Annotated in this window: 22 protein-coding genes; 16 read left to right on the top strand and 6 right to left on the bottom strand. The window is 55.2% G+C overall.

The window, feature by feature from the left end; genetic code table 11:
* Positions 1-252 precede the first annotated feature (252 nt).
* The 7 genes from HMJ29_RS17100 to HMJ29_RS17070 all read left to right on the top strand — a co-directional run bounded on the left by HMJ29_RS17100 (position 253) and on the right by HMJ29_RS17070 (position 9236).
* Entirely contained in the window at positions 253-2103 is a 1851-nt protein-coding gene (locus tag HMJ29_RS17100) for a glycoside hydrolase family 15 protein (RefSeq protein ID WP_171592632.1), read from the top strand.
* A 281-nt stretch (positions 2104-2384) separates the two neighbouring features.
* The gene (locus tag HMJ29_RS17095; RefSeq protein WP_171592631.1) at positions 2385-2738 is read left to right on the top strand and encodes a hypothetical protein; all 354 of its coding nucleotides are present in this window, start codon (positions 2385-2387) and stop codon (positions 2736-2738) included.
* A 165-nt stretch (positions 2739-2903) separates the two neighbouring features.
* Entirely contained in the window at positions 2904-3755 is an 852-nt protein-coding gene (locus tag HMJ29_RS17090; RefSeq protein WP_171592630.1) for a carboxypeptidase-like regulatory domain-containing protein, read from the top strand.
* A 96-nt stretch (positions 3756-3851) separates the two neighbouring features.
* The gene (locus HMJ29_RS17085; protein WP_171592629.1) at positions 3852-4370 is read left to right on the top strand and encodes a hypothetical protein; all 519 of its coding nucleotides are present in this window, start codon (positions 3852-3854) and stop codon (positions 4368-4370) included.
* A 120-nt stretch (positions 4371-4490) separates the two neighbouring features.
* Complete coding sequence (locus HMJ29_RS17080; RefSeq protein WP_171592628.1) at positions 4491-7964, top strand: methylmalonyl-CoA mutase family protein; 3474 nt, start codon at positions 4491-4493, stop codon at positions 7962-7964.
* Positions 7965-8028: 64 nt separating this feature from the next.
* Positions 8029-8553 carry a DUF1493 family protein gene (locus HMJ29_RS17075; protein ID WP_171592627.1) on the top strand — a complete coding sequence of 175 codons (525 nt, stop codon included), beginning with the start codon at positions 8029-8031 and terminating at the stop codon, positions 8551-8553.
* Between the two features lie 146 nt (positions 8554-8699).
* Complete coding sequence (locus HMJ29_RS17070; protein WP_171592626.1) at positions 8700-9236, top strand: hypothetical protein; 537 nt, start codon at positions 8700-8702, stop codon at positions 9234-9236.
* A 405-nt stretch (positions 9237-9641) separates the two neighbouring features.
* Here the strand turns inward: HMJ29_RS17070 and HMJ29_RS17065 are convergent, their stop codons facing one another.
* Positions 9642-10130 carry a YciE/YciF ferroxidase family protein gene (locus tag HMJ29_RS17065; protein WP_171592625.1) on the bottom strand — a complete coding sequence of 163 codons (489 nt, stop codon included), beginning with the start codon at positions 10128-10130 and terminating at the stop codon, positions 9642-9644.
* A gap of 697 nt (positions 10131-10827) precedes the next feature.
* On the opposite strand from HMJ29_RS17065, the gene HMJ29_RS17060 reads away from it, so the two are divergent.
* The 3 genes from HMJ29_RS17060 to HMJ29_RS17050 all read left to right on the top strand — a co-directional run bounded on the left by HMJ29_RS17060 (position 10828) and on the right by HMJ29_RS17050 (position 16316).
* The gene (locus tag HMJ29_RS17060; RefSeq protein WP_171592624.1) at positions 10828-12630 is read left to right on the top strand and encodes a peptidoglycan D,D-transpeptidase FtsI family protein; all 1803 of its coding nucleotides are present in this window, start codon (positions 10828-10830) and stop codon (positions 12628-12630) included.
* Positions 12631-12867: 237 nt separating this feature from the next.
* The gene (locus HMJ29_RS17055; protein ID WP_171592623.1) at positions 12868-14274 is read left to right on the top strand and encodes an APC family permease; all 1407 of its coding nucleotides are present in this window, start codon (positions 12868-12870) and stop codon (positions 14272-14274) included.
* A 221-nt stretch (positions 14275-14495) separates the two neighbouring features.
* Positions 14496-16316, top strand: coding sequence for a peptidoglycan D,D-transpeptidase FtsI family protein (locus tag HMJ29_RS17050; protein ID WP_171592622.1), 1821 nt, complete (start codon positions 14496-14498; stop codon positions 16314-16316).
* Between the two features lie 321 nt (positions 16317-16637).
* Here HMJ29_RS17050 and HMJ29_RS17045 read toward each other — a convergent pair whose 3' ends face one another.
* The gene (locus HMJ29_RS17045) at positions 16638-17252 is read right to left on the bottom strand and encodes a DUF4136 domain-containing protein (RefSeq protein ID WP_171592621.1); all 615 of its coding nucleotides are present in this window, start codon (positions 17250-17252) and stop codon (positions 16638-16640) included.
* A 402-nt stretch (positions 17253-17654) separates the two neighbouring features.
* Between HMJ29_RS17045 and HMJ29_RS17040 the strand changes: the two genes are divergently transcribed.
* From HMJ29_RS17040 to HMJ29_RS17025, 4 genes are all read left to right on the top strand, one after another.
* Positions 17655-18530 carry an aldo/keto reductase gene (locus HMJ29_RS17040; RefSeq protein WP_216634067.1) on the top strand — a complete coding sequence of 292 codons (876 nt, stop codon included), beginning with the start codon at positions 17655-17657 and terminating at the stop codon, positions 18528-18530.
* Between the two features lie 81 nt (positions 18531-18611).
* Positions 18612-19697: an OmpA family protein gene (locus HMJ29_RS17035; RefSeq protein WP_171592619.1), complete on the top strand. Its 1086-nt coding sequence runs from the start codon at positions 18612-18614 to the stop codon at positions 19695-19697.
* A gap of 71 nt (positions 19698-19768) precedes the next feature.
* Positions 19769-20254, top strand: a complete 486-nt coding sequence (locus HMJ29_RS17030; RefSeq protein WP_171592618.1) for a hypothetical protein — start codon at positions 19769-19771, stop codon at positions 20252-20254.
* 89 nt (positions 20255-20343) lie between these two features.
* Positions 20344-21171, top strand: a complete 828-nt coding sequence (locus HMJ29_RS17025; protein WP_171592617.1) for a polysaccharide deacetylase family protein — start codon at positions 20344-20346, stop codon at positions 21169-21171.
* 93 nt (positions 21172-21264) lie between these two features.
* Here HMJ29_RS17025 and HMJ29_RS17020 read toward each other — a convergent pair whose 3' ends face one another.
* The 4 genes from HMJ29_RS17020 to HMJ29_RS17005 all read right to left on the bottom strand — a co-directional run bounded on the left by HMJ29_RS17020 (position 21265) and on the right by HMJ29_RS17005 (position 24176).
* Positions 21265-21744, bottom strand: coding sequence for a hypothetical protein (locus HMJ29_RS17020; protein WP_171592616.1), 480 nt, complete (start codon positions 21742-21744; stop codon positions 21265-21267).
* Positions 21745-21983: 239 nt separating this feature from the next.
* Positions 21984-22265, bottom strand: coding sequence for a hypothetical protein (locus tag HMJ29_RS17015; protein ID WP_171592615.1), 282 nt, complete (start codon positions 22263-22265; stop codon positions 21984-21986).
* Between the two features lie 199 nt (positions 22266-22464).
* On the bottom strand, positions 22465-23364 hold the full coding sequence (locus HMJ29_RS17010) for a ferritin-like domain-containing protein (RefSeq protein ID WP_171592614.1): 900 nt from the start codon (positions 23362-23364) through the stop codon (positions 22465-22467).
* A gap of 44 nt (positions 23365-23408) precedes the next feature.
* Entirely contained in the window at positions 23409-24176 is a 768-nt protein-coding gene (locus HMJ29_RS17005; protein ID WP_171592613.1) for a ferritin-like domain-containing protein, read from the bottom strand.
* A gap of 498 nt (positions 24177-24674) precedes the next feature.
* Here HMJ29_RS17005 and HMJ29_RS17000 point away from each other — a divergent pair, with 498 nt between their 5' ends.
* Complete coding sequence (locus HMJ29_RS17000; RefSeq protein WP_171592612.1) at positions 24675-25679, top strand: alpha/beta hydrolase; 1005 nt, start codon at positions 24675-24677, stop codon at positions 25677-25679.
* Between the two features lie 180 nt (positions 25680-25859).
* Entirely contained in the window at positions 25860-26420 is a 561-nt protein-coding gene (locus HMJ29_RS16995; protein ID WP_171592611.1) for a hypothetical protein, read from the top strand.
* Positions 26421-26424: the final 4 nt, after the last annotated feature.

The raw sequence follows: 26424 nt of genomic DNA, 5'->3' as shown, positions 1-26424 counted from the left end.
AGAGCCTGGCCATTATGCGTAGCTGTTACGTCGAGTTGAGAGAGTCATTTCGCCTGTGTCGTTGGGTTACTACAGTAACCTCAGCACGCCAGATGCTTCCATTAGTTCAGGATGACGTTTTGCTGTGCCAATGAACGCTATTGAGTTTGGTTTATGCCATTAAATCTTCTTACAAAAATTGTTGCGCAGCTCGGCATTTTACCCGGCGTATTCGTTAGCAACTACTCTTGTTATACCTCAGCCTGATTTTACATGCCCGACTATCTCCCGCTGGAAGATTATGGCCTCATTGGCAACCTGCATACTGTGGCGCTGGTGTCGAAGCTTGGCTCCCTGGATTATCTGCCCTTTACTCGCTTTGACTCGCCCACAATATTCGCGGCGCTGCTGGATGCGGAAAATGGCGGCTCCTGGGTACTGCAGCCGGTTGGCACTGACGTACAGAGCAAGCAGCTATACCTGCCTGACACGGGCGTGCTGCTCACCCGCTTTTTCACGCAGGGCGGCATTGCGGAGCTCACCGATTTTATGCCCGTAAAGCGTGAGGCGCAGAACTGTGCCGTGGTGCGGACCGTGCGCGTAATCAAAGGCGCTATTGAGTTTCAGATGCGCTGCTGCCCCCGCTTTGATTATGCCCGCACTTCCCATGAGGCCCACCCGCAGGATGATGCCACCATTCTATTCAAGAGCAGAGGCCCCGACGGTTTTCAGTTTCGGTTGCTGGGCAACCAGCCGTTTGCACTCACAGATACGTGTGAGGCCACGGGCCGCTGGACCCTGAAAGCCGGCGAAACGGCCAGCTTCGTGATTGAGGCTACCCCAGTTGATGACCCCACATTTATTGCCCGCGACCTGCACCACTATACTGAGGCTGCCTTCGATGACACACTTACCTTTTGGCGCAACTGGGTGGAAAGCAGCACCTACACCGGCCGCTGGCGCGAAACGGTACTCCGCTCTGCCATTACCCTGAAGCTGCTGACATCCCTTCAGCACGGCTCAACGGTGGCGGCTGCTACGTTTGGCCTGCCGGAGAGTATTGGCGGGGAACGTAACTGGGATTACCGCTACACCTGGATCCGGGATGCCGCCTTTACCATGTATGCCTTTCTTCGATTGGGCTTCACCCTGGAATCAAAAGCCTTTCTGCGCTGGATTATGCAGCGCTGTCAGGAGCTTACCGATGCCGGCGACCTGCAGCTGATGTACGCCGTAGATGGCACCTCCGACCTCCCCGAGCAGGAGCTAGGCCACCTCAGTGGCTATCGGAACTCTCAGCCAGTACGCATTGGTAATGGCGCGGCCAAGCAGTTTCAGCTGGATATTTACGGGGAGCTGATGGACACCATTTACCTCTACAATAAGTATGGTGGCGGCATTACGTACAACTTCTGGGAGCAGGTTTGCCGCTTGGCTAATTACGTAGCCGAAAACTGGCGACGCCCCGACCACGGCATTTGGGAGGTGCGCGACGAAGAGCGCGAATTTCTCTCGGGGAAGATGATGTGCTGGGTGGCCCTGGACCGGGCCGTCCGCATTGCCCGCGACCGGTCGTTTCCCGCCCCGTTGGTGGAGTGGCTGCGGGTGCGCGATGAGATATACGAGGAAGTTTACCACAACTTCTGGAGTGAGGAGAAACAGTCGTTTGTGCAGTACAAGGGTAGCAACGTGCTTGATGCATCGGCCCTGCTCCTGCCTCTGGTCAGGATGTTTAGTCCGGCTGAGCCACGCTGGCAGGCTACCATGCGCGCGATTGAGAAGGAATTGCTGCTAGATTCCCTGCTTTTCCGATACCACAGTGAGGGCGGCGCCACCGATGGCCTCACCGGGGAGGAAGGCACCTTCACCATGTGCTCCTTCTGGTACATTGAAAACTTATCAAGAGGCGGTGAGCTTGACAAGGCGCGCCTATTGTTTGAGAAGCTGCTGGGTTTTGCCAGCCCTCTAGGCCTGTATTCTGAGCAGATTGGGCCGCAGGGCCAGCAGATTGGCAACTATCCGCAGGGCTTTACTCACCTGGCCCTCATCAGCACGGCCTTTCAGCTCAACCGCGACCTGGATGCTCGGCGAGCCGGCACTCCCGGCGGCCACCAGTTCGTATGAGCCTGACGCGCGCAGTAGTCTGTAGTAACCGCCGGATGTGGAGGTATACGTAGAGTGCGTGGGCTTAGCACTTGGCAGACCCAAGCCAGGACCACAGACTGCCCTACAGTGATGACGCCCTACCTAACTGGCGGAGCTCAGCGGCAGGAATATGCTAGGCTCTATCTTTTAAGCCGGTGTTCAGGGGGTTAGCTCAACCTTAACAGAAAGGCCGGGCGAGGCGTAAGGTATTGAGCAGATTGCATACCTCAATTTCTTGTTCACTTAACCTCTCCCCTCTTATGAGCATTCAATTGAACCCCGACGCTGTAAAGTTTGCCAAGCAACTCATTCAGGATGGCAAACTGAAGAATGACAAAGGCCACTGGGGCCAGCACAACCCCGATACCAGCGCCGAAAACAAGTTCTTGGATACCCACGAAATTCAAGAATACAGCCAGTGGCACCTGGGCCTGGACAAAAGCAAAGGCGAAGACACCAAAGGCCGCTACCACTTCCCCTACGGCGATTTCAAAACTGTGCACCGCGACGGCCTGATTGCCGCCAAGGAGCGCGCTGCCCAACAGGGCTACCGCGACATTGAAAAAGCCGCTGACGAGCTGCTGCAGACGCTGGAGAAAAAAGCCGCACAGTAATTGCTCCTAACTGAATACCCCACACCTGGGCCGCCACCAAGCAGCCCAGGTGTTTCTTTTGTGTATCTACCGGTTCACTTTCCGTTCTACTGCCTCCTAGCTTCCGCCCATTCTGCTCCGTACTTACTGCCGGTGGCAGCTTCCTGGCTGGGACTTCTCCCCTCCATGCCTCCTAAGCTTTCCCTCCTGTTTTCCTTTTTGCTGGTTAGTGCTAGCCTGCGTGCTCAAACCATCATTGAAGGCCGCATTATCAATACTAAAACTGGTGAGCCAGTGCCCTTCGCCACCCTCGGCGTGCCGCGTCGCAGCATTGGTACAGTAGCCGACGAGCAGGGCCACTACTTATTGCGCCTACCTGCTGGCCTGACAGATACCCTGATAGTTTCCAGCGTTGGATTTTCCCGCGAAGTAGTGCTGCCAAAAACCCTTGCCGCCGGCCAACGGGAGTTTCAGCTGGCGCCACAAGAGCAGACCCTACGCGATGTAATAGTGGAACACCGCCGCGTGCATCCTAGCCTATTAGGCCGCAACAATGCGAAAGGTGATATACTGTGGCTGGCGGGCTCTAGCGGCAAGGAGACGGTAGACGATGAATGGGGCTGGGAATTCGGCACCTTACTCAAGCCCACAAAACGCACCTACCTAGAGGAGTTTCACGTCTTTCTGGCCACCAACACCTACGAGCACCTGCGCTTCCGGCTGAACCTCTACGCTGTAGAGCAGGGCCGGCCCGGCCGAGTATTAGTCACGCGCGACATTCAACTTATTTGCACCAACAAGGAACACGGTTGGCAAACCATTGACCTGCGCCCCTACGCCCTGGAGCTAGAAGCCCAGCCTGTATTTGCTACTATTCAATGGCTGCAAAGCGAGAAGAAGGACCCGTGGGATAAGTACTTCTCCATCCCCGTCACGCGCCAAGCCAAGCAAGTAGTAGTAGAGCGCGAAAACAGCGAAGCCGCCTGGACTACCCACCCCATGCAGCCCAGCCTCTACTTCACCGTCATGACGGAGTAGTGAACTTAGTTATTATCTAGGCCAGTAGGAGCTGCAAATCGCGTTGGGCTTTGCTCATTAATGCTAGTAGTATTCACCTAACTGTATAAACAGCTTATGATATTACGTCTTACTCAGGCGTCATTCGGGCCTGTGGCGTTCGGATTACCCATTACCCTATTTTTCATCTTAATTATTGCGGGTTGCGCACCCCTGCTATCAGCTGTTATCGGGTTGGTATCCTGCGTAGGAGCACATTGGCTTGTACAAACAGGTTTAGAAATAGATACTACTAACAGACTTCAACGTACTTACTACACGGTCCTAGGTGATGTAGTAGGCTCTTGGGAACCGCTGCCCCCAATAGCAGGGGTGACACTTAAGTATTTTTCTACTGTCACTCACAATACCACCCCCTCATCAAAAAACAGTTGGGGAATCTGGAAGGATGATCACAAACGCAACGAAGAACTCATTGTCATGCTTTCAGTTGCCCAGTCCAACACAGGTATCACCTTGCAAGCATTTTCAATAGACAGACTGCAGGCGGCCCATGATTTTGGCCAGAGCTTAGCCAGCCAGTTTGGTGTTCCTCTCAATATATATTTGCCGCCTCACCTTGCTGCCCCACGCTGATACTCTTCTTTTTCACCGAACCACTCACAAGAACCTTGGTAATGAAAAGCCCTAGGCCACCTCGCCGGGGCTTTTTTCGTACCTTCGCTACCCCAAAATCCACCCAAATTCCCCCGCGCTATGCAAGCAGCTCCCGTAGCTCCGTATAAGCCTCAGAACCACATTCGCATCGTGACGGCGGCCGCCCTATTTGATGGGCACGACGCCGCCATCAATATCATGCGCCGTATCATTCAGAGCAGCGGTGCCGAGGTAATTCACCTAGGCCACAACCGCTCGGTGCAGGAAATTGTGGACTGTGCCATTCAGGAAGACGCCCAGGCCATTGCCATTACCTCCTACCAGGGCGGCCACAACGAGTACTTCAAGTACATGCACGACCTGCTGAAGGAACGCGGCGCCGGCCACGTGAAAATCTTCGGGGGCGGCGGCGGCGTAATTCTGCCCACCGAAATCGAGGAGCTAGAGGCATACGGCATCACCCGCATCTACTCGCCCGACCACGGCCGCGCCATGGGCCTGCAGGGTATGATTAATGATCTGCTCCAGAAGTCGGACTTCCCGACTGGCCAGAACCTGAACGGCGAGGCTGGCCACGTGAAGGAGAAAGACGCCCGCAGCATTGGCCGCCTGATTTCCGCCGCCGAGAACTTCCCCCAGGAGTTTGAGCGCGTGAAAGGCCAGCTGATTGCCGATTTTCAGCAGTCGGAGTTCGGCTCTGACCAACGGATTAACAATGCTTCCTCGGAGCCCAAGAAAGCCCCCATCCTAGGCATCACGGGCACGGGTGGTGCTGGTAAATCGTCGTTGGTGGATGAGTTGGTGCGCCGCTTCCTGCTCGACTTCCCGGAGAAGACCATTGCCATCATCTCCGTTGACCCCAGCAAGCGCAAAACCGGCGGGGCCCTGCTCGGCGACCGAATTCGGATGAACTCCATCAACTCGCCGCGGGTGTACATGCGCAGCCTTGCCACGCGCCAGAGCAACCTCGCCCTGAGCCGCTACGTGCAGGACGCCGTGGATGTGGTGCGGGCCGCCGACTTCGACCTGATTATCCTCGAAACCTCGGGCATAGGCCAGTCGGACACTGAAATCATTGAGCACTCCGATGCCAGCCTTTACGTGATGACGCCCGAGTACGGCGCCGCCACCCAGCTGGAGAAAATCGACATGCTCGATTTCGCCGACGTTATTGCCCTCAACAAGTTCGATAAGCGCGGCGCCCTCGACGCTCTGCGCGACGTGCGCAAGCAGTTTCAGCGCAACCACCAGCTCTGGGACAAGCCCTTGGACGAGATGCCCGTATTCGGCACCATCGCCTCGCAGTTCAACGATCCCGGCATGAACCGCTTGTACCGCGCCGTGCTGGCTACCGTAGAAGCTAAAACGGGCGTACCGTTTGCGTCCCACCTCGAAACCAGCAAGGAAGACTCGGAGAAGATTTATATCATTCCGCCCCACCGCACGCGTTATCTTTCTGAAATAGCCGAAACCAACCGCCAGTATGACCAGTGGGTTCAAAAACAAGCTGACACTGCTCAGCAGCTCTATGGAATCAAGCAAGCCATCGGAGCCGTCGAAAGCCTCGGAAACGCCACTGGCGGATCTGGCAGCGGGCACGGCAGCCACGCATCCGGAGCAGGAAGCCTCGTGGCCGGTCTGGAGAGCACCTTCGAGGAAATCAAGCTCCGTCTGGACGGGCAAAATTGGAAGCTTCTGGAGACCTGGCCGCAAAAGGTAGCTGCCTACAAAGCCCCGGAGTTTGTGTTTCAGGTGCGCGACAAAGAAATTCGCATCCAGACGCATACTACTAGCCTTTCTAACCAGCAGATTCCGAAGGTGAGCATGCCGCGCTACACCGCGTGGGGTGATTTGTTGCGCTGGCAGCTGCAGGAGAACGTGCCCGGTGAGTTCCCCTACACCGCGGGTGTGTTTCCCTTCAAGCGCGAGGGCGAAGACCCCACCCGTATGTTTGCCGGCGAAGGCGGACCCGAGCGCACCAACCGCCGCTTCCACTACGTATCGGCAGGCCTCCCAGCCAAGCGCCTGAGCACGGCCTTCGACTCCGTGACGCTCTACGGCGAAGACCCCGACCACCGGCCCGACATCTACGGCAAAATTGGTAACGCCGGCGTGAGCATCTGCTGCCTCGACGACGCCAAGAAGCTCTACTCGGGCTTCAACCTGGCTAACCCCACCACCTCGGTGTCGATGACCATTAACGGTCCGGCGGCTACGTTGGCGGCTTTCTTCATGAACGCGGCCATCGACCAGCAGTGCGAGCTGTACATTAAGGAGAATGGCCTGGAGGACGAGGTTGAGACCAAGATCAATCAGATCTATCAGGAGAAAGGCCTGGAGCGCCCCCGCTACCAGGGTGAGCTGCCCGCCGGCAACGATGGCTTAGGCCTCATGCTGCTCGGCGTAACCGGCGACCAGGTGCTGCCCGCCGACGTGTACGCCACCATCAAGGCGCGCACGCTCAGCCAGGTGCGCGGCACGGTGCAAGCCGACATCCTGAAGGAAGATCAGGCCCAGAATACCTGCATCTTCTCCACGGAGTTTGCCCTACGCCTCATGGGCGACGTGCAGGAGTACTTCATTAAGGAGAAGGTTCGCAACTTCTACTCGGTGTCGATTTCCGGCTACCACATTGCCGAGGCGGGCGCTAATCCCATTACTCAGTTGGCTCTCACCCTCAGCAACGGCTTCACCTTCGTGGAGTACTACGTGAGCCGGGGCATGGACGTGAACGACTTCGCCCCCAACCTGTCGTTCTTCTTCTCCAACGGCATCGACCCCGAGTACGCCGTAATTGGCCGCGTGGCGCGCCGCATCTGGGCGAAGGCGATGAAGCTGAAGTACGGCGCCAACGCCCGCTCGCAGATGTTGAAGTACCACATCCAGACCAGCGGCCGGAGCCTGCACGCCCAGGAAATCGACTTCAACGATATCCGCACCACGCTGCAGGCCCTCTACGCCATTTATGACAATTGTAACTCCCTGCACACCAACGCCTACGATGAGGCCATCACCACGCCCACTGAGGAATCGGTGCGCCGGGCCATGGCCATCCAGCTCATCATCAACCGCGAGCTAGGCCTAGCTAAGAACGAAAACCCGCTGCAAGGCTCCTTCATCATCGAGGAGCTGACCGACCTGGTAGAGGAAGCCGTACTGCTGGAGTTTGACCGGATTACGGAGCGCGGCGGCGTGCTGGGCGCCATGGAAACCATGTACCAGCGCGGCAAGATTCAGGAGGAAAGCATGCACTACGAGATGCTCAAGCACACGGGCGAGTATCCAATCATCGGCGTGAACACCTTCCTCTCCTCTAAAGGCTCACCCACGGTCATCCCGGCCGAGGTTATCCGCGCCACGGAGGAGGAAAAGCAGTATCAAATCACGATGCTGCAGAACCTGCACGCCCGCAACCAAGGCACCACTGAGCAGCGCCTGAAGCAGCTGCAGCAGGTGGCAGTAGCTAACGGCAACCTCTTCGAGGAACTGATGGAAACCGTGAAGTTCTGCTCCCTAGGCCAGGTGACTAATGCCCTGTTTGAGGTAGGCGGTCAGTACCGGCGGAATATGTAATTGGCTAGTTTACGCTAATGCAAAAGGGTGCTACCTTGCTGAGGTAGCACCCTTTTATGTTTTTATGGAAACTATATACATTCGTTTTTCTGACTTACGCCGCGCAGCAGAACAAGTACCAACCTTTGTAAAAGAGGCTCTTTGGTGGGAAGATGCCTATAACCTCCGAACGGGTATTGAGGAAGACATGGGTTGTGGTGGAGAGGACACAGAAGAATTACTTCTGAGTTTCTCTGAACGGTTCTCTGTTGATATATCAAACTTCGACTTTACCGGCCTTATCAGTTCAGAACCTGGGTCAGATGGCAATCCTCTCTATACCTTTTTGCTTCTATTTTATGTAGCCGTTTATCTTATAGCCTGGGTCGTCAAACTTTTAGTGGGTATATTCTATTGGCCATTTAATCCCAAATCAGCTACGAAGCTTATTAAAGAGCCTATTGGCAATCCATTCGCTTCTGAACTCCAACAGCCCAAATCACCCCAAGAGATATTAACTATTGGTGATTTAGTCGCATCAGCAGCAGCTGGGCACTTTGTAAAGCGGGAACGGGTGCGTTTTGTAATAGTACGCCCTGATCACTCCTAGAGCCTACTGCAACAGGTAGCTAACGGCAACCTCTTTGAAGAGTTGATGGAAACCGTGAAGTTCTGCTCCCTAGGCCAGGTAACCAATGCGTTGTTTGAGGTAGGCGGGCAGTATCGCCGGAATATGTAATTACAGCAGGTATCGAAATGGCACTGCACAACAAATCCTTTTTCAGTAACCTAAATCTTCAAACCGGTGGTTTTCCATCTTGGGATTCTATATCCGACGAAGAGTGGCGGAACGTGCTTAGCAATTACGTTTTCAAGATTTCTGACAGCTTTGCTTTTAATAGCGTTTTTAAAAAAGCAGATTTGTTTCCAGAAGGATTAAACTACTTTGCCGATTGGGAGCTTCACATCACTGGCTTGGCTGAAGCCGAAGGTGATATAGTTTGCAAATTTCGGCTCAATGATAATTGCCGATCTAAGCTTTTAGAATATGAATTTGCAGTTCACCATTTTGAAAGCGAAAAATTTCTTAACTATTATGAATTCGATAGCCTTTACTTTTTCAGTGATGACCGATTAATTACTATTTACATTAATCATGAAAGTGAGATTATGTTTCTCAATTTGAATGACAATGAAGATGCACTAATTGACACTTTAGAACCACATATTAAGAGCTCTTTTATCGATTCTTCTGTTTTTAGAGAAGCTATCATAGCGAGCAGAAAAACTTGAATTAGTGAGTTTCCTATCTCATCGACACCCTGCCTTCCCAACCCCGTGAAGGCAGGGTGTTGTGCGTGAAGGGGTCCCGCCCACCTTACCCATCCGCCCGCTACTCCAAGCTGCGCCAAGCTTCGGCAGCGGCGGTGGGTGGCAAGGTTGTTTACGGGAGCTTTAAGGATAGATCGGCAGGCCTATGAGCTTAATAAATCATTGCGAGAGGACCGGTAGGCCGCCTAACAAGCTTAAAACTATTAGGGGAAGGCGGGTGGAAACCTTATTAGGTACGAGTTTATTACAGCCTAATTAGCCCCAGCCACACCACAGCAACCCTAGCCTCCTCTGCCGCCCCAGCGGCGCGGTTGTGTTACGGTCAACAGGATTGCTATAGAGTTGCTACAAAGATGACAGCTCCCCTTATTCCTGGCCCTGCTCGGCGAGGATACGCTGGGCGATGTCGGTGTGCTTATCGTCGGCTTGTTTGGCTTCCTGCACGCAGGCTTTCAGGTTTTGCTCGGTTTGGGTGAGGCCGGCGGAGGCGGCATACGAGGCTACAGTGCCGAAGGAAGCAATCCAGTAGTGCAGGGCTAGTTGGCCGCTGGCGATGATGCCCAGGTCGCGCGCAGGGTCGGAGGTAGCTTTGGCCCGGATTTCCTTGCTCACGCGGTAATGGGCCTCCAGGATTTCATTGTTCTGGTTTTCGGCACCGCCTACTTCGGCAATGGCGTCCTCAATACGCTGAGCCCACTTCTTGGAAGTTTCGTTGCCTTCCTGCAGGGCGGCTTTCAGCTCGGGGTGCTTGGCATCGTTGGGGATTTCGTCGGTGGCTTTGGCTGCCACTTGGCTGCCGGCGCGCTGGGCCGATAAGCCATCTTTAATGAGTTGTTTCAGGTCGTCTGTGTTCATAGCTCAAAAGGATATAAGGTCAAGAGCAAGTAGTTCGTGCTCTGCCATTTCAACGGACCATATCCTGCTTGGTTTACCTCCGCAGGCATCAGCAACCACGGAGTATTTGATTGCCGTTGAGGCCTTATTATCAATATTTTACACGCACTGCTCATTAAATAATCCCTTCATAAAAGGGAGTAAACTCAACTGTTGAAATTCCCTAAATACAATTATAGTAGCTATACCACGTCTTGGGCTTTTGTTCTATTTATATCTTAAGAACAAAGAGCTATAAATCAGCAACATATCATTCACGTAGAAACGAAATTGTTATGAATGGGTCCCCCTTTCGTTTCACGCACAAATCGTTCTTAAATAATACTCTCTTGTTTACCGCGAACAGGGCAAACCAAGGACAGTTAAATTCTAGTTAACTCGCTCTTTAGGACTGACATGTGCGTCTAGCTTAGCCGAAAATGACAATATCCTGTAGGTAGCATTTCTGAAGCAGAGGGCCTATTTCTCGGTCGGCAGCAGCGGGCGATTGGCCTAGCCATGTGCGGAAGCCACAAGCTAAGCAGTGGCCTAGCGGCGCCTTCAAGCCAATGGAAACGGCAACAGCTACGCCCGACTGGGTGGGCAGCACATCTAGGACCTTGGCAACTACGTAAAGCACCCCAGATACCTCTGGCTTTACCTGTCTGCGATTTGGAGAATGAGTTTACTAACCGTGTTTCTGGTGCTGGTCACCTGTTCTTCCCTTCAACAGCAGCCAACTGACCTCCCCACTCAGGCACCCGATACCACCCTGCTCTACACCAAGCGGCGCGTGGTGCTACCAGAGGTGCCCCAACGCGGCCGCATCCTCGACCGCCACGACTCAGTGTTAGTGGCCACCCGCCCGCAATACCTACTCAAGCTCCCGCGCCGCCCGCCCCTCGATACCTTGGCGCTAGGCCAATTGCTAGGCTGGGGGCCCACCACCATCCGGAAACGCATTGCCGATGCCCTGCCTTATGAGGAAGCCCCGGCAGGCTACCCCGTCCAGCTCCGGCTTACGGCCACCGAGGCGGCGCGGGTACGCCGCAAAAGCGGCGAGTGGCCTAGCCTTACGCTAACGGAAAGCCGCCAGCGCGCCTATACCACCAGCGTAGGGGCCCACGTGTTGGGCTACTCAAATGCCGAGGCAGAATCCTTCTACAACCAAGCTAAGCGCTACCGCCGGGGCCGTTTCTACCAGCTGCGCAACGGGGGTATTGAGGGCTATTATAATGGCATTCTCAATGGGCGCCGGGGCGTTTTGCACCCCTTGGTGGATGTGCAAGGCCAGACGCAGGGCAGTTGGGCCCCCGATACTGCCTTCCAGCAAGGTCAGGACCTGCACCTAACCCTCGATGTGAAACTGCAGGCTTACGCCGAGCAACTGCTGGGCCGCCGCAAGGGCTACCTGGTGGCGCTAGACCCACGTACCGGCGAGATACTGGCCTACGTGTCGGCACCCATATACAAGCCCGCCACTATTACCGCGCCTGATCTGGCCGGGGTGCGGGCCAAGCTCTTGCAGCAAGAAGGTATGCCGCTGATTAACCGGCCCGCGATGCGCGCCAACCCACCTGGCTCCGTATTCAAACTGGTGAATGCCGCCGTGGCCTTGCAACTTGGCTCCATCACTCCCGCCACTGGTTTCCGTTGCGACCAGAAACTCATCAGCTGCGTGCATCGGCACCCTTCCCCTAGCAACCTAACCGCCGGGCTGAAATATAGCTGCAACCCCTACTTCTACCAGGTAATGGGGCGAGTCATCAACTACGTACCCGACAGTCTGGTGCAGGATACCGTAGCGGCCCGCCACGCCAACCTGGCCCAGTGGCGCCGCTACGTCCGGTCCTTTGGCCTCGACTCGGTGCTGGGCGTAGACATCCCGCGCGAGGCTCCCGGCTTCCTCCCTACCCCCGAATACTACGACAAGGCCCGGGGTACCACCCGCTGGCGCTACCGTTCCATCTATTCACTCAGCATCGGGCAGGGCGAAATCAACCTCACTGGCCTACAGATGGCTACTATGGCGGCCATCATTGCTAACCGGGGCTGGTACTACCCACCCCACCTGGTGCGCAGCATCGGGGACGGCGGGCCGCTGCCGCGCTTTACTGAAAAACGCTACACCCTCATCGACAGCGCTAACTTTGCGGCCTTGGTACCCGGGATGATAGCTGTCATGCAAAAGGGTGGTACCGCCGACGCCTCGAGCTTAGAAGATGTGGGCATTACGGTGGCCGGCAAAACGGGAACGGTAGAAAACGACGAAGGCGACGACCACGCGGCCTTCGTGGGGTTTGCCCCCGCCGACAATCCTACGATTGCCATTGCGGTGTATATCGAGTACGGGGGCTTTGGGGCGGATGCTGCAGCGCCCTGCGCCACCCTAGTCATGGAAAAGTACCTGCGGGGCAGCATTGCTGCCAAGCGCAAGAGCAGGGAAGCCCGTATTCAAGGCCGGGCCCGGCATGGGTACTGAGTGGTTCTGCCTAATATCAGTCGGCGGCCAGGGGCAGTTCATCTGCCCCTTGTTGGCACCTGGTGAGTGCCCTAAGGCAGCCTCGGGCCGTTGAGAAACGCTAGAGTCCGCGGCCCGGCTTGCGGTTAGGTCGGCCTGATGTATGATCAGTCCTGATCCGAAAGTCAGGCCTCCTGTATGGGTACAGCGGCACACCAGTTGCGGATATAACAGTAGTAAAACCGTTAATCTTAAAGCATGAAAGATCCTGAGAAGTCTCCCGGAGTAGCTCCCGTAACGCTTATTCGAGCCTTTGGCGTGGGCAGCGGGACCTTGCTGGTGGCAGGCATTGTGATTGGGTCGGGCGTGTTTAAGAAAATTGTGCCGCTGGCGCAGAGTGGCCTAAGCGCGGAATGGATACTGGCCGCCTGGATGGCGGCAGGTTTGGTGACCATCTGCGGCGCCCTGAACCTGTCGGGCATGGCCTCGCTCACCGAGGAGTCGGGGGGCGTGTATGAGTATTTGCGGCTGTCGTTTGGCAATTTCGCCTCCTTCCTGTTTGGGTGGACGGATTTTGCCATCATCGGCTCGGCTTCGGTGGCGGCGCTGGCTTTCATCTTCGCCCAATCCGTGAATGCACTCCTGCCCCTACCCAACCCAGCCCAGGCCTGGGCGCACCTCTCTGTTGGCGGACTCATTTATCCCTTCGCCGACTCCGGTATCAAGATACTAGCCATCGGCACTGCGGCCGCACTTACTTGGGTGAATTACCGGGGAGTGAGCGACAGCGGGCGACTTAGCAACATGTTTACGGCCGCAAAAATTGCGGGTATACTTCTGCTCATCATGGCGGGCTTGTTTCTGGCTTCGCCCGACTCCGGCAGCACATCGGCGGTGGTAGCGCCCGTGCGGGAAGTATCGCTGGCCAGTGCCTTTTTTGGCGCTCTGCTAAGCGTGTTCTGGGCCTACGATGGCTGGGTGGACCTGTCCTTTGTGACGGGCGAAATCAAAAACCCGCGGCGCAATGTACCCCGCGCCATTGTTGGTGGGGTGAGCATAGCTATTGTGCTGTATGTGCTCATCAACTACGTATACCTGCGCACCTTGCCCCTGGCCCAGCTGGCAGCCGTAGGGCCTAATGAAATTGGGGCGGCCGTGGTGGCAGAGGCATTATTAGGCAGATGGGGAAAAACGGGCGTAACAGTCTTGATTCTGGTGAGCGTGTTTGGCACCCTCAACTCGGTGTTGCTCTCCCACACCCGCGTGCATTTTCGTATGGCGCAGGAAGGATACTTCTTTAAATCAGCAGCGGCGGTGCACCCCCGCTTTCGTACCCCGTACCGCGCCCTGTTTTTTACCCTGACCTGGAGTAGCCTGCTGGTTATATCCGGCACCTTCGAGCGCCTGACGGATTTGGTCATTTTCGCCACCTTTCTATTCTATGGTTTGCTGGCCGTGGCGGTAGTAAAAATGAAACGACAGGGCCGCATTCCGGGTCCAGTGCCGGGCTACCCCTTCGTGCAGATCATTCTGATTCTGTTTGCCCTCACGTTTACCGGGCATACGCTCATTACGCAGCCCACGCAGTCGCTGCTAGGCCTAGGGCTTATCCTGACGGGTCTCCCCTTCTTCGTGTACTTCCGTCGGCAGCAGGCTCGTGCGTAAACAGTAAGCCGGTAAGCAAAGCCGGTGTCTAAACATGGAGTAGTTACCAGGCTAAAAGCTTAGCCTTTTATCAACTCAATGAAAGGGATAAATCAGCCCAGATTTGGCACAAAATCAGGTCAGCACGAATTACGTTTTTCTGTATTTGGCTACTGCTGTCACCTTTACCCCAGGAAGCACAGGCCCCACTTCAGCCAAATGTCTAGCTTTGCCTGATGCGTATGGCTTTCAACAGATGGCAAAATAAATTACTGGCCCTGCTAATAGGCCTAGCCGCCTGCTCATCGCCCGAACAACAAACCAGCGCCCCAGCCCAAGACCCCACAACGGGCGAAGTGTATGCCCGGCAGCGCGTGGTGGTGGCTGACTCCCTCATCCGGGGCCGCATCCTCGACCGCCACGACTCAGTGCTGGTGGATACCCGCCAGGTATTTCTGCTGAAGCTGCCGCGCCGCCCCCCGCTTGATACGCTGGCGCTAGGCCAGTTGCTGGGCTGGGATTCTACTACCGTTCGGCGACGAATTGCGGAGGCCCTGCCCTATGAAGAGGCACCCGCCGGCTACCCGGTTCAGCTTCGCCTTACGGCGGCTGAAGCCCGCCGCGTCCGCCGCGACAGCGCGGAGTGGCCCACACTCACGCTTAGTAAACGGTACCAGCGGGTGTATACTACTGCGGCAGGTGCGCCGGTGTTGGGCTATAAAAGCAGCGAGGCGCGGGGCTTTTATAGTCAGGCCAAGCGCTACCGCCGGGGCCGCTTTTACAGGTTGCGCAGCGGGGGCGTAGAAGCGTATTATAATGGTTTGCTCACCGGCCGACACGGCTACCTGCACCCACTGGTAGATGCTAAGGGTAAGCAACACGGCACCTGGGCGAAAGACACCACCTTCCAGCAAGGCCAGGATCTGCACCTGACCCTGGATGTGAAATTGCAGGCCTACGCAGAGAAACTGCTGGGCAACCGCAAGGGCTACCTGGTGGCCCTAGACCCACGTACCGGCGAGATACTGGCCTACGTGTCGGCGCCGGTGTATGATGCGGCTACCATTACCGCGCCCGACCGGGCCGGGGTGCGTGCTGAGCTGCTGGCCCATGAAGACCTGCCGCTGCTCAATCGCCCGGCCATGCTGGCTAACCCGCCCGGCTCGGTGTTTAAGCTCGTGAATGCGGCCGTGGCCTTGCAACTTGGCTCCATCACTCCCACTACGGGTTTCCGCTGCGACCAGGCGCTGATCAGCTGCGTACACCACCACCCCACCGCCAAAACCCTGACGCTGGGCCTGAAATACAGCTGCAACCCGTATTTCTACCAGACGATGCAGAACCTCATCAACTACGTACCCGACAGTCTGGTGCAGGATACCGTAGCGGCCCGCCATGCCAACCTGGCCCAGTGGCGCCGCTACGTGCGCTCGTTCGGGCTTGACTCGGTGCTGGGGGTAGATGTGCCGCGCGAGGCCCCGGGTTTCCTGCCTACCCCCGAATACTACGATAAGGCCCGCCGTACTACCCACTGGACGTACCGCTCACTCTACTCGCTCAGCATCGGGCAGGGCGAAATCAACCTCACTGGCCTACAGATGGCTACTATGGCGGCCATTGTGGCTAACCGGGGCTGGTACTACCCACCCCACTTGGTGCGCAGCATCGGGGACGTCGGGCCCCTGCCACGCTTCACCGAGAAGCGCTACACCCTCATCGACAGCGCTAACTTTGCGGCCTTGGTGCCCGGCATGGTGGCCGTGATGCAGAAAGGCGGCACCGCCGACGCCTCCAGCCTTGCCGATGTAGGCATTACGGTGGCGGGCAAAACCGGCACCGTCCAGAACGATGAGGGCGACGACCACGCCGCCTTTGTGGGTTTCGCGCCGGCTAGCAACCCTACAATAGCCGTGGCGGTGTACTTAGAAAACGCTGGGTTTGGTGCTACCGCCGCTGCGCCCTGCGCGGTAATGGTGATGGAGAAATACCTGCGCGGCAGTATTGCCCCCAAGCGCAAGCGTTGGGAAAAGCGCATTCAGCGTAGGGCACAGGGAGGGTATTAAGCAGTAGTGCGCGTACCTGAAGAAGGCGGCTCTGCCAGAGCAATTTGCACTATCGGATACAGCGGCTGGCACGCACTACGCCGCGGGCTGAGTACCCGTATAGGATAGGCTGGTCGCTTATGTTCACTCTAATCTGGTGCAATTAACGGCAACGTTATTTTGCACTTAATTGCCCCAGACGCTTTAATTTAAAGCCCCTGTCAGCCCTGTATTTCATAATACGCAATATCATTTTCTGATTTATCTTTATTTGCATAAATACAAAAAGCCCTTGAAGTATACTTCAAGGGCTTTTTGTATTTAGATTAGTGTCATAAATTATTATAAACCATCGGCCCGATGGTTATATTCTTTGAATATCTGGCCTACAGCTACGTATACCTTGTCCTTGTTCTTATCGAATACGTTGCCATCGGTAAGGCCGGAGGCATAGCCATGCCATACCTCTAACCCTTTTTCACGGTCAATCATCTGTAGCAGAATACTGCCCTTGTCCAGCTGTACTTTTTGTTGAGCATTGTAGGCGTAGGGCTCATTGGCTCCCCAGTATCCAGCACCCAGGTTGTCATTGCTGACGATTTCGGTGGGTTGCTCAAACGAGCGGAAGTTTACCACCAGGTCGCCGCCCGTTGGCATATATGTATAGCCCCTAGAGGCCATTTCGTGCTCAACTGCATCTACCACCATTCTCTTGAACAGCAGATCATTGAGAAAGAAGATACTGTTTTGCGGGTTGGAAATCTGTGAAGACCACGAGTACGTCTTGTATTTACCAAAGTCGGGGCTATCCGAGGCGTTGGTGGCTAGGGTAGTCCCTACCGTAGCATTGGTATCCCCGAGTTGGTCACTGCCTACCTTTACTCCGGATTCAGTCGCGCATCCGGAGGCAGCTAGGGCAAAGAAAGTGAAGAGTAGAATGGAGCGGGTCGTTTTCATGGCTGTAGTTTGTTAGGTTATAGGTTGTTCAACCTGAAGAGCTAGTACTGCCATTTTATACGCCAGCAAATATCCATCGTTTGAAATAATACCTATTGTACAAAAATATACAACTAACTAAAAATCAAAATCAATTCTAGTTTTATCAAATATAGTATTGATTTAAAATCACTCACCAACTTATCTCAAGCCGCAATACGGGATTTATCAATTCTTATTTAACCTCTGATGCCAATTTAATTTTCTGAATCAAGTTCAATTTCACCTGCCTACTAGTTTCGCCAGCGGTAAAGGATACATTACAACCATACTTTTCGCTATGGCTTCTTGAGGCAAGCGCGTGCTTGCTAGCCATACTAAACTTAATGCTGGATACTTTGGCTTGATTTCCGTATGTTCTCTATGCCCAAGACAATCACTATCGCTAAAAACTCCGCTCACCCACTTACTGTCAACCGGCTTGGTTACGGTACCATGCGCCTTACCGGGCCTGAGATTTGGGGTGAGCCCGCCAACCGCCCTGAAGCACTGCAGATCCTGCAGACTGCTATAGCAACGGGTCTAAACTTTATTGACACCGCCGACTATTACGGCGAGGACGTAACTAACCGCCTCATTGCTGAGGCCTTGCACCCCTACCCGCAAGACCTGGTGATATGCACCAAAGTAGGTGCCACCCGCCGCCCCGATAAAAGCTGGGTACCCTTCAATACCCCCGAAAACCTGCGCACCAGTATTGATAACAACCTGCGCACCCTCCGGCAAGATCAGATTCAACTGGTGCACCTGCGCCTGATGGGCCACGGCCCGGTGCCGCTCGAGGAGCAGCTCGGCGCCATGTTTGACATGCAGCGCGAGGGTAAGATCCTGCACATAGGCCTCAGCAACGTGACCCGCGAAGAGCTGGAAACTGGCCTGGGGCTAGGCCCCATTGCCACCGTAGAAAACATGTACAGCTACGCGCAGCGCACCACCGTGCAGCTACCTCATGGCGCTAACCCCGGCGGTGAGGAAGTGCTTGACCTCTGCGAGCAACACGGCATTCCGCTCATTCCCTTCTTCTCCCTCATACATGGATTGCCCAAGGCCGGCAACAGGATTGCCGAAATAGCCCGGAAGCATAACGCCACGGAAGCTCAGATTAACATTGCCTGGCTACTGCACAAGTCGCCTTGGATCCTGCCCATTCCCGGCACCTCATCGCTAGGCCACTTGCGAGAAAACCTGCAGGCAGCGGCTATTCAGCTTAGCTCCGAGGATATGGCCTATTTGGGCTAATCGGTGGGGTTTTGGGTGGGGCCTAAGCAACCTCACCCTCCCCGCCCGACTCTATTCATCACACTAGGTTTACTTGGTAAGATGAAAAGCATTAGTTGGTACGTTCTACTTATACCCCTTCTGCTAGGGGTGGCCCCTGCCCATGCTCAGTCGTTGGCAGGCATTTGGCAAGGTGTAGAAACCGACACGGGAGAACGAGAGCCGAATGCCACCTGGCCCGCTGAGCTGCGCCTGCAGAAGGGAAAAGGCAACACGCTGTTTGGAGTTCTATATCAGCAGGTAGGCGGGCAGCCTTGGGTTACCGTAACGTTTAAGGTACAGGCTACTCCTACCCCTACGGGTATGGAGTTAATGCACCAGCAGAAACTTAATGAAACTGGCCGCACACCGGGCTCTTACTGGTGCGAAGGCTCTATCACGTTCACCTACGACCCTAAGCTGGAGCGACTAACCGGGCATGCTACCTATACCCCCATTGGTAACTGCGACATCGGTACGTTTACTTTTTACCGCGTCAAGCTGAAGTCGCCGGCTAAAGTAGCGGCCGGCGTCGAAAGCACCATTCGGGTATCGGGCCGCAACGTGCTGTGGTACGCCGATGCCGACCTGAAGCAGCCGGTAACCACCGGTAATACCTACCGTACCAAGCTCACCAAAACCACTACCTTTTACCTTACTCAGGGCTACTATCCTACCCGGCAGAGTGCAGTAGTGCCCATTACCATTCAGGTTACGGGCAAAGCGCCGGCTAGGCCACCCGCCACGCCGGTAGCTCCCACTCGCCCGGAGGTTGCCCGCGCTGATACCGCGCGCCCCGTTCTTGCGCCAGTGCTGGCCCCCCAGCCAGTAGTGCTGCCTACCGTTTTGTTTAAGCTTGGCACACCCGAACTGCTACCCGAAGGCCTTCCAGCGCTTGATCAGTTAGCGGCCGAACTGAAGGCTAGGCCACTACTAAAGCTGCGGGTAGCGGGCCACACCGATAAAATTGGCGAGCCTGAGAAAAACCTAGTGCTATCAGAGCAGCGCGCCGAGGCGGTGAAGGCATATCTGGTGAAGGCCGGTGTGGCAGCAGAACGCCTTAGCACGGTTGGTTACGGAGACTCCCGGCCCCTATATCCCTCCCCCGATGCCCGCAACCGGCGCGTAGAGGTAGAAGAAATAAAGTAACAGGTAGTCCCCGGAGATGGGTTGTCTACTGAAAAACGCCTAAGCTTGTCTTTTAACTCCCAGACAAGCACATGAAGCAACAGTACCAACTACCCCTACTAGTAAAGCTAAGCACAACCCTGCTGCTAGTACCGCCTCTTAGCTCCTGCGATGCAGTATTCGGGAAGGAAATAGCGCGCCTCCCTATTAATGCCATTAGCACACAGGGGCACGAAGTGGTTAGGGAGGTTTCAGTACAATTGAAAAAAGACGAAAATATAGCCGTGTGGTCAGATATGGACATGGCGTATGAGGGAGAGGCGCCCGTGCAGTTTCAGGTTGAGATGCTAAAGGACGGAAAAGCCTTCAACCAACTCGCCATTGACCCCACTGATAAAAACATCACCATTGGAGAAGTAAAAACCTCTATCAACGGCAAAACCAACTGGCGCTTCTCAGGAAAAAACGCGGCATTTACAGTTCCAGAAAATGCTACTTACCTTTTCAGAGCCCGGTTGGTGGCTGCTGACAACCCCAGCTTAAAAATTGAAAAGGCGGAACTGGTACTCAAGAAATAGACTTTGCCCCAGCTGCGAGTGTGTGCGGCCATTAGCTTTACTCTTGTAGCAACTTCACTAGTGTAGCCCCCCCAACTACGTTGTTCTCCATGCTCAAACAGCTCATAGTAGCTTCGGTCACCCTAATGGCCACCTCCGTTGCCAGCCTGGCCCAAAGCCAGCCCGCCACCACTTGGAACAACAAGCAGTGCGCCGTAGTACTCACCTACGACGACGCCATTGATGTGGACCTCGACAACGCGGTGCCCGCCCTCGACTCCATGAAATTCCGGGGCACGTTCTACCTGATTGGGTCGTCGCCGGTAGTGGCTAAACGCTTGCCAGAGTGGCGGCGGGCCGCTCAGCGGGGACATGAGCTAGGTAACCACGCCCTCATGCACCCCTGCGACGGCAGCTTGCCCGGCCGCAGCTTTGTGACTCCCGACAACGACCTAAGCAAATACACCGTGAGCCGGGCCGTAAGTGAGATACGGGCCAATAATGTCCTGCTGAATGCTATCGACGGTAAAACCGCCCGCACCTTCGCCTATCCGTGCGGCGACCTGCAGATTGGGGGCGTGAAGTTTTACGACCAGCTGAAGAATGATTTTGTGGGTGCCCGCGGCGTAACAGGTGGCCTACAAACCGCGGCCGAGGTTGATTTAACCAACATTGATAGCTACATGATTAATGGCCAAACGGGCGAGCAGCTGATTGATCTGGTGAAAAAGGCCCAGCAGTCGCACACGCTGTTGGTGTTCCTGTTTCATGGTGTGGGCGGCGGCCACGGTCTTAATGTTGATCTGAAAGCGCACCGCCAGTTGTTGCGCTACCTGAAGGCCCACGAGAAAGATATTTGGGTGGCTCCTATGGTGGAGGTAGCGGAGAAAATCAGAGCTGTGCAGGGAGGCTCACACCCAGGCAAAGCCAAGGAATAGGGCCACTTACCCTATTGCGTCTCACTCAGAAAGGCCCGTTCCTATCAAGTTCAGGAGCGGGCCTTTTTGAGTGCGGCGCAAAGAACCAAGCCGTTATTTAGCGCTGTTGGGAGCAAGCTGTAGCTTTTGCTGGCGGCGTGCCTCCTCCTTCTCATAGAACGCCAGTTCTTGCCGATAAGGAGCGTAATTCCAGTTTGGGCGCGTAGCAACAGCTTTACGGGTTGCCTCAACAATAGCCTCATGCTGAGCGGCTGGCAGGAAAGACTGCACTGAATCTGCCAGCAGGGCCATGTGGCGTTCAGCCAGCAGGGCTTCCAGGGCCTGAATTTCAGGACCTCCTTTGCCTTTAAAAGTTTCCGGGGTGGTGCGTTTAACCGGTACTGTTTGCCCCTTGTAGCTGAAGGACGTTACCCCAAGCCCCGTAACCGGTGCAGCTCCAGCACCAGGTACCGATGCACTGGCAGAAGCGGCATTTTTTGTGGGTGCCGGATGTGATTTTCCGGCTTTTTTCTGCCGAGCCGCCATGCTGGCCGCACTTACGGCCAGCCGGGTGCCGCCCAGCAGCAGACTCATTTGAGCCTGTGCAAATTGCGCTGATAAAAGAAAAAATAGTGCAAAAAAGCATTTCATAGAGTTCAATATGTGTTAGAGACACAACAAGCTAACAATTAATTGTGTATTTTCAAGAACAGGCCTACTGCAATGAAAGCTAGTACCTATGACAGCTATTCATTCAATAGCAAGGCCCTGCACGTGCTTGCTGAAGCATGCGCAGGGCCTTGTAGTATATATAGTAGTGTGGGCTAGGCCACTTACAGGGTTACTTTGCCTGTTTCGCCGCCAGATACGCCGGAGCCGCTGCTGATACTGTTACCCCCTACATCGCCATCCTGAGCATTGCCGGGGGCGTCATAGTTAGGGGCCCCAGAGCGCACTCGGGCACCTTTGATTTCCTGGCCGCCTTCAGTGCCCCCGCTGCCGGAATTATCATCGGCGTTCATGCCGGTGTCGTGGCTACCGGGAAACTGCTGGCCCTCAGGCTGGCGTTGTTCGGCTGATTGTGAGGCGTCGGGGGTTTCATTGCGCGTGTTCATAGCAAGTGGGGTTAGGCTAGTTGATCGGGAGAAAGGATGCTCTGCTATACGGAGTGCTCAGGGCTAGCGTTGGCATCCAGCATACCACTACCCCATCAGACTACTGCCTACCCATTGGGTTTGCAGGTGGCCTAAACACACAAGAGCGTGCTGCCCGTCAGGTGTGGCAACACGCTCTTGCAATTACTATATGAGTACGTTACTTAATGAAGTTACCGGCAATTGCCAGTACCGTGTCGGGGTCCAGGGGTTCATCAAACGCTTCGGAGGCCTCTGCCATTGTCACGCCGAAAGCCGTGACCAGATTAACGCCCGCTTGCGTTACGTTAGCCTCACTAGGGTACGTTTCGGCGGGCATGCCGGGGCCGTAAACGGGGGCAGTGTACATGGGTGCCGGCCCGCCGTTGTCGTCGCCGGATATCCAACTTTTGGGGTTGGAAGTAAGCGGACCGGGTAAGCCCTGTGGGCCGCCCCTCCGCATGGTGCGGATGTGGGAGGCATGGCGAGCCTCTACGGAGTGAATGCCCAGAGCAGCCTCCAGAATAGTATTGTTGCTGATGAGCAGTGGAGCCCCTCCTTTATACGCCCTAACGCCCGTATCCTCAAAGGCCTGGGCTACGGCAAAGTAGGTTCCTGCGTTAGTAAACACATCAGGAAACAAAGCTGGCCTCTTGCCCCCCTTAGAGCCGGTATAGTCGAAAGCTCTGGCGCCGGGGTCTGGAATGGCTGCACTGCCCAGCACACTCCGCAGAAAATCTACGTGATTGCGCTCATCGTTGCGAATTATAGTTACAGACTCGCGCGCCGAGCCCGTAAGCAGGCCCGGGGCGTCAAGCCCCATCTGATAAAAGTAGTACTCGAGGTATTCGAGGCCGAGGGCAAAGTTGAGAACGTAAACAATCTGCTCACTCAGGCCCGTGGATTTGGGTTTGCCGTAGGCTTTCTGGAGCATGGAGCCCATTGCCAGCGGCACAGCCGCTACGGCTAGCTTCTTACCGAAGCCCGCAAAATGGCGAAACATCTGGCGCCGCTGATCAAGCCGCTCATAGACTTCCGGGTCTACACGCTCGATTTCAGAAATCAGGTTGAGGATATTCATGGGTAGGTTTTTGAACGATATGAGAACAGAAATGAAAACCTACCCTACTCGCGGGGTAGCTTGCTGACGTTGATTTTAGATCCGGGCTTGAGGTACTTATTGGCCATGGATGCTACCTGGGAGGGGCGCAACGATCTTTCTACGCTGGTGCTGGGATCCACAATATCCGGCGTAACGAAGGTGTTGTACTGAATCAGGTCGCGGATAAGCGCCGCGTGGCGCGCCTCCACCGACACAATTTTGCCGGCAAGGCCTAGGTAAACCGGGTTGCTGATGAGCGGGCCCGCCCCGTTGTATGCCGCTACTCCCAGGTCTTCAAAAGCCTTGGCAGTTGCCAGCACGCTGGTGCGGCTACCGAAGTTGACGCTTGAGAAGTCGGGCTCCAGATCTTCGATGGGGGTTCCGCCGTTAGCAGCAATGCCCGCTTTTAGAAACTCCCGGTGGATGCGCTCATGAGCCTCAATATCCTTGAAGACTGACTTTTCTGCCGGCGAGGCAGAAGCAAAGTACCCTCCGCGCAATACTTCGGCATAAAAAGCAGCTTCCAATTGCTCCAGAGCATAGGCAAAGTTCAGGATACCAAAGTCGCCGCTTCCTACATTTACTACGCGGTTATTGTCATCCTTGCTGTCACTACTCGCCGCCTCACTTAGCTCCTTGTCTAGCTGGTTGTCGTCGCAGCCGGCTAGTACCAGTCCTGTCAATACTACTCCGGCCCCGGTAAAGCGCAAAAATGATCGGCGCTTTAATGGTGTGCTGGCGTTGCCTTCAGGCAATGCAGCCGCGGAACTCTCGTTAAAAAGCTCAGTCATGTAGGTAGGATTTAAGCATGAAAAAAAATTACATATCTCAGCTACGAACCGCAGTTTGACTTCGGATTTACGCTGCCTGAATTCTATACAGGTATGTATAAAAACCCGTATTTATCGCGCTTATAATTGCACAAATGCCTGACTAACTAAACTTTACCGCTAACCAAATTAAGGCTTCACATGCTCTTGCCTAACTCAATCCCTACCACTGCGCCTGAATTGATTTGAGCTAACTTACAGGCCGGTAGCTACCCTTCGTAGTTACATCTGAAGATTACGCGAGTGGGCTTACCTTTAAAAGGCAACTCCGTAGTATAAAGTCCTATTTACCCTTGTAAGGTAAGGGCTTGCTCTCGAGAAGTTAACGGAACTACTATGACCAGGCTCTGCTGGCAGTAGGCGTAGTAGCAGTGAGGTATTGCCACTTATAAGCAGAGAGGAAAGCGTGTTTCTTGTAGTTTAGTAGCCGGGCTTTGGGTTCATTTCTGACTATCTACTATGCACCATATCGTAAGGGCACTAGGCCACTTCAGCTCCATTGTAGTGTTGCTGCTTCTGCTGATGCTAACCTCCCCAGCTACTGCCCAGCAACTCCCGGCCCCCCGCGATACTTCCTTCAGCACCCATAGTGCCTACACCAAGGCCAAGAAGCAGTACCCTAACATCAGTATTGCCCGTCCGCTCGTGCCGCGGGGCGTTAAGAGCCAGGCCAATGTTGCATACTGTACCCGCGGCACTCACGCACTCCAACTGGATGTGTTTTATACCAAACATAAGCGCCGGCAGCTAGTACCCGCCGTGCTTATTGTGCACGGCGGTGGGTGGCGCTCCGGCGACCGAAGCCAGCATGTGCCGCTGGCCCAACAGCTGGCGGGCAAAGGGTACGTAGCCGTAACAGCTGAGTACCGCCTCTCAACGGAAGCGCCGTACCCCGCCGCCGTACTAGACCTCAAAGCGGCCATCCGGTGGATGCGGGCCAACGCCCATAAGTATTCCATTGATACCACCCGGATTGCCGTGTGGGGATTTTCGGCGGGTGGGCAGTTGGCGGCACTGGTGGGCACAACCAATGGAGCCTCCCTCTTTGAGGATAACACCTGCTACCCCACGCACAGCAGCAATGTACAGGCCATTGTGGATGCAGACGGCATCCTGGCGTTCATTCACCCGGAGTCTGGGGAAGGAGATGATCGGAAGAATACCTCGGCAGCCACCTACTGGTTTGGCAGCCCCAAGACTGAACACCCTGAGCTGTGGGAGCAAGCGTCAGCCTTAACTCATGTGAGTGCGCAAACCCCACCTATGCTGTTCATAAACAGCGGGGTAGACCGTATGCACGCTGGCCGCGATGATGTGCGACGAAAGCTCGAACAGTATGGTGTTTACACTGAGATGCACCAGTTCCCGGAGGCCCCTCACCCCTTTCCCTTATTCAATCCGTGGTTTGAGCCCACGGTGCAGTACACGATTGATTTCCTGAACAAAGTATTTAAAACGCACTGAGGCTGGCACTTGTGGCTCAAGTAAGCTCTGCCGGGGGTTAAGTGATAAAGGCTGGTTCAACTCGTTTTATTGAAGCTACTTGCTGTGCTACCGCACTGGCAGCGTGCAACCTTCCGGGGCGAGGTCAGTAGGATAAGTAGATTTCCCACTACTCTGAAACTGCTTAACCTCCACCCTACTATGGCCACTAACTTCCATCCCTCAAACGAACAGAACAGTGCCACTGATCCTGCCAAGCTGGGCGCCGACCAAGGCCCCGGAGCCTCGCCGGAGGCCGATCCGCGTGATATGTCATCGGTACTGGCCGACCCAGGTAACTACCGCGACCAGGTAGCCTTACGGCATCCTGGCTCTACTGAGGCCACACCAGGAGGCACCGCCGCTCCCCAGCAAGGCTCAGAATTTGATCAGCAACGGCGCCAAGGTGCCACCGGCAGCGGCGACAATTCCGGCGCCGTAGGTGCGGGCGAGGGTATGGGTCGGGCAGGCTTTAACAACGACGAAGACCGTGGCTATGATCAAAGTGGGCACCGAGGTGGCCTAGGTGCCAGCGGAGGCCACGAAGATCTGTCAGACCGAGCGCTACCCTCCGACCAAAATGCCTTTACCGGTGGGTATGGCGGTGCCGACTATACACAACCGTCTTCCTCACAAACCAAGGATCTGGGCCTGAATAGCCCTAAACCCACTACTGGTGGAGCAGCACCTGATACACAAAATGCCGTGAACGAGTCGGATTAGGTTG

The organism is Hymenobacter taeanensis (assembly GCF_013137895.1).
GTDB classification, from domain to species: domain Bacteria; phylum Bacteroidota; class Bacteroidia; order Cytophagales; family Hymenobacteraceae; genus Hymenobacter; species Hymenobacter taeanensis.
This window is presented reverse-complemented; position numbering and strand designations above follow the sequence as displayed.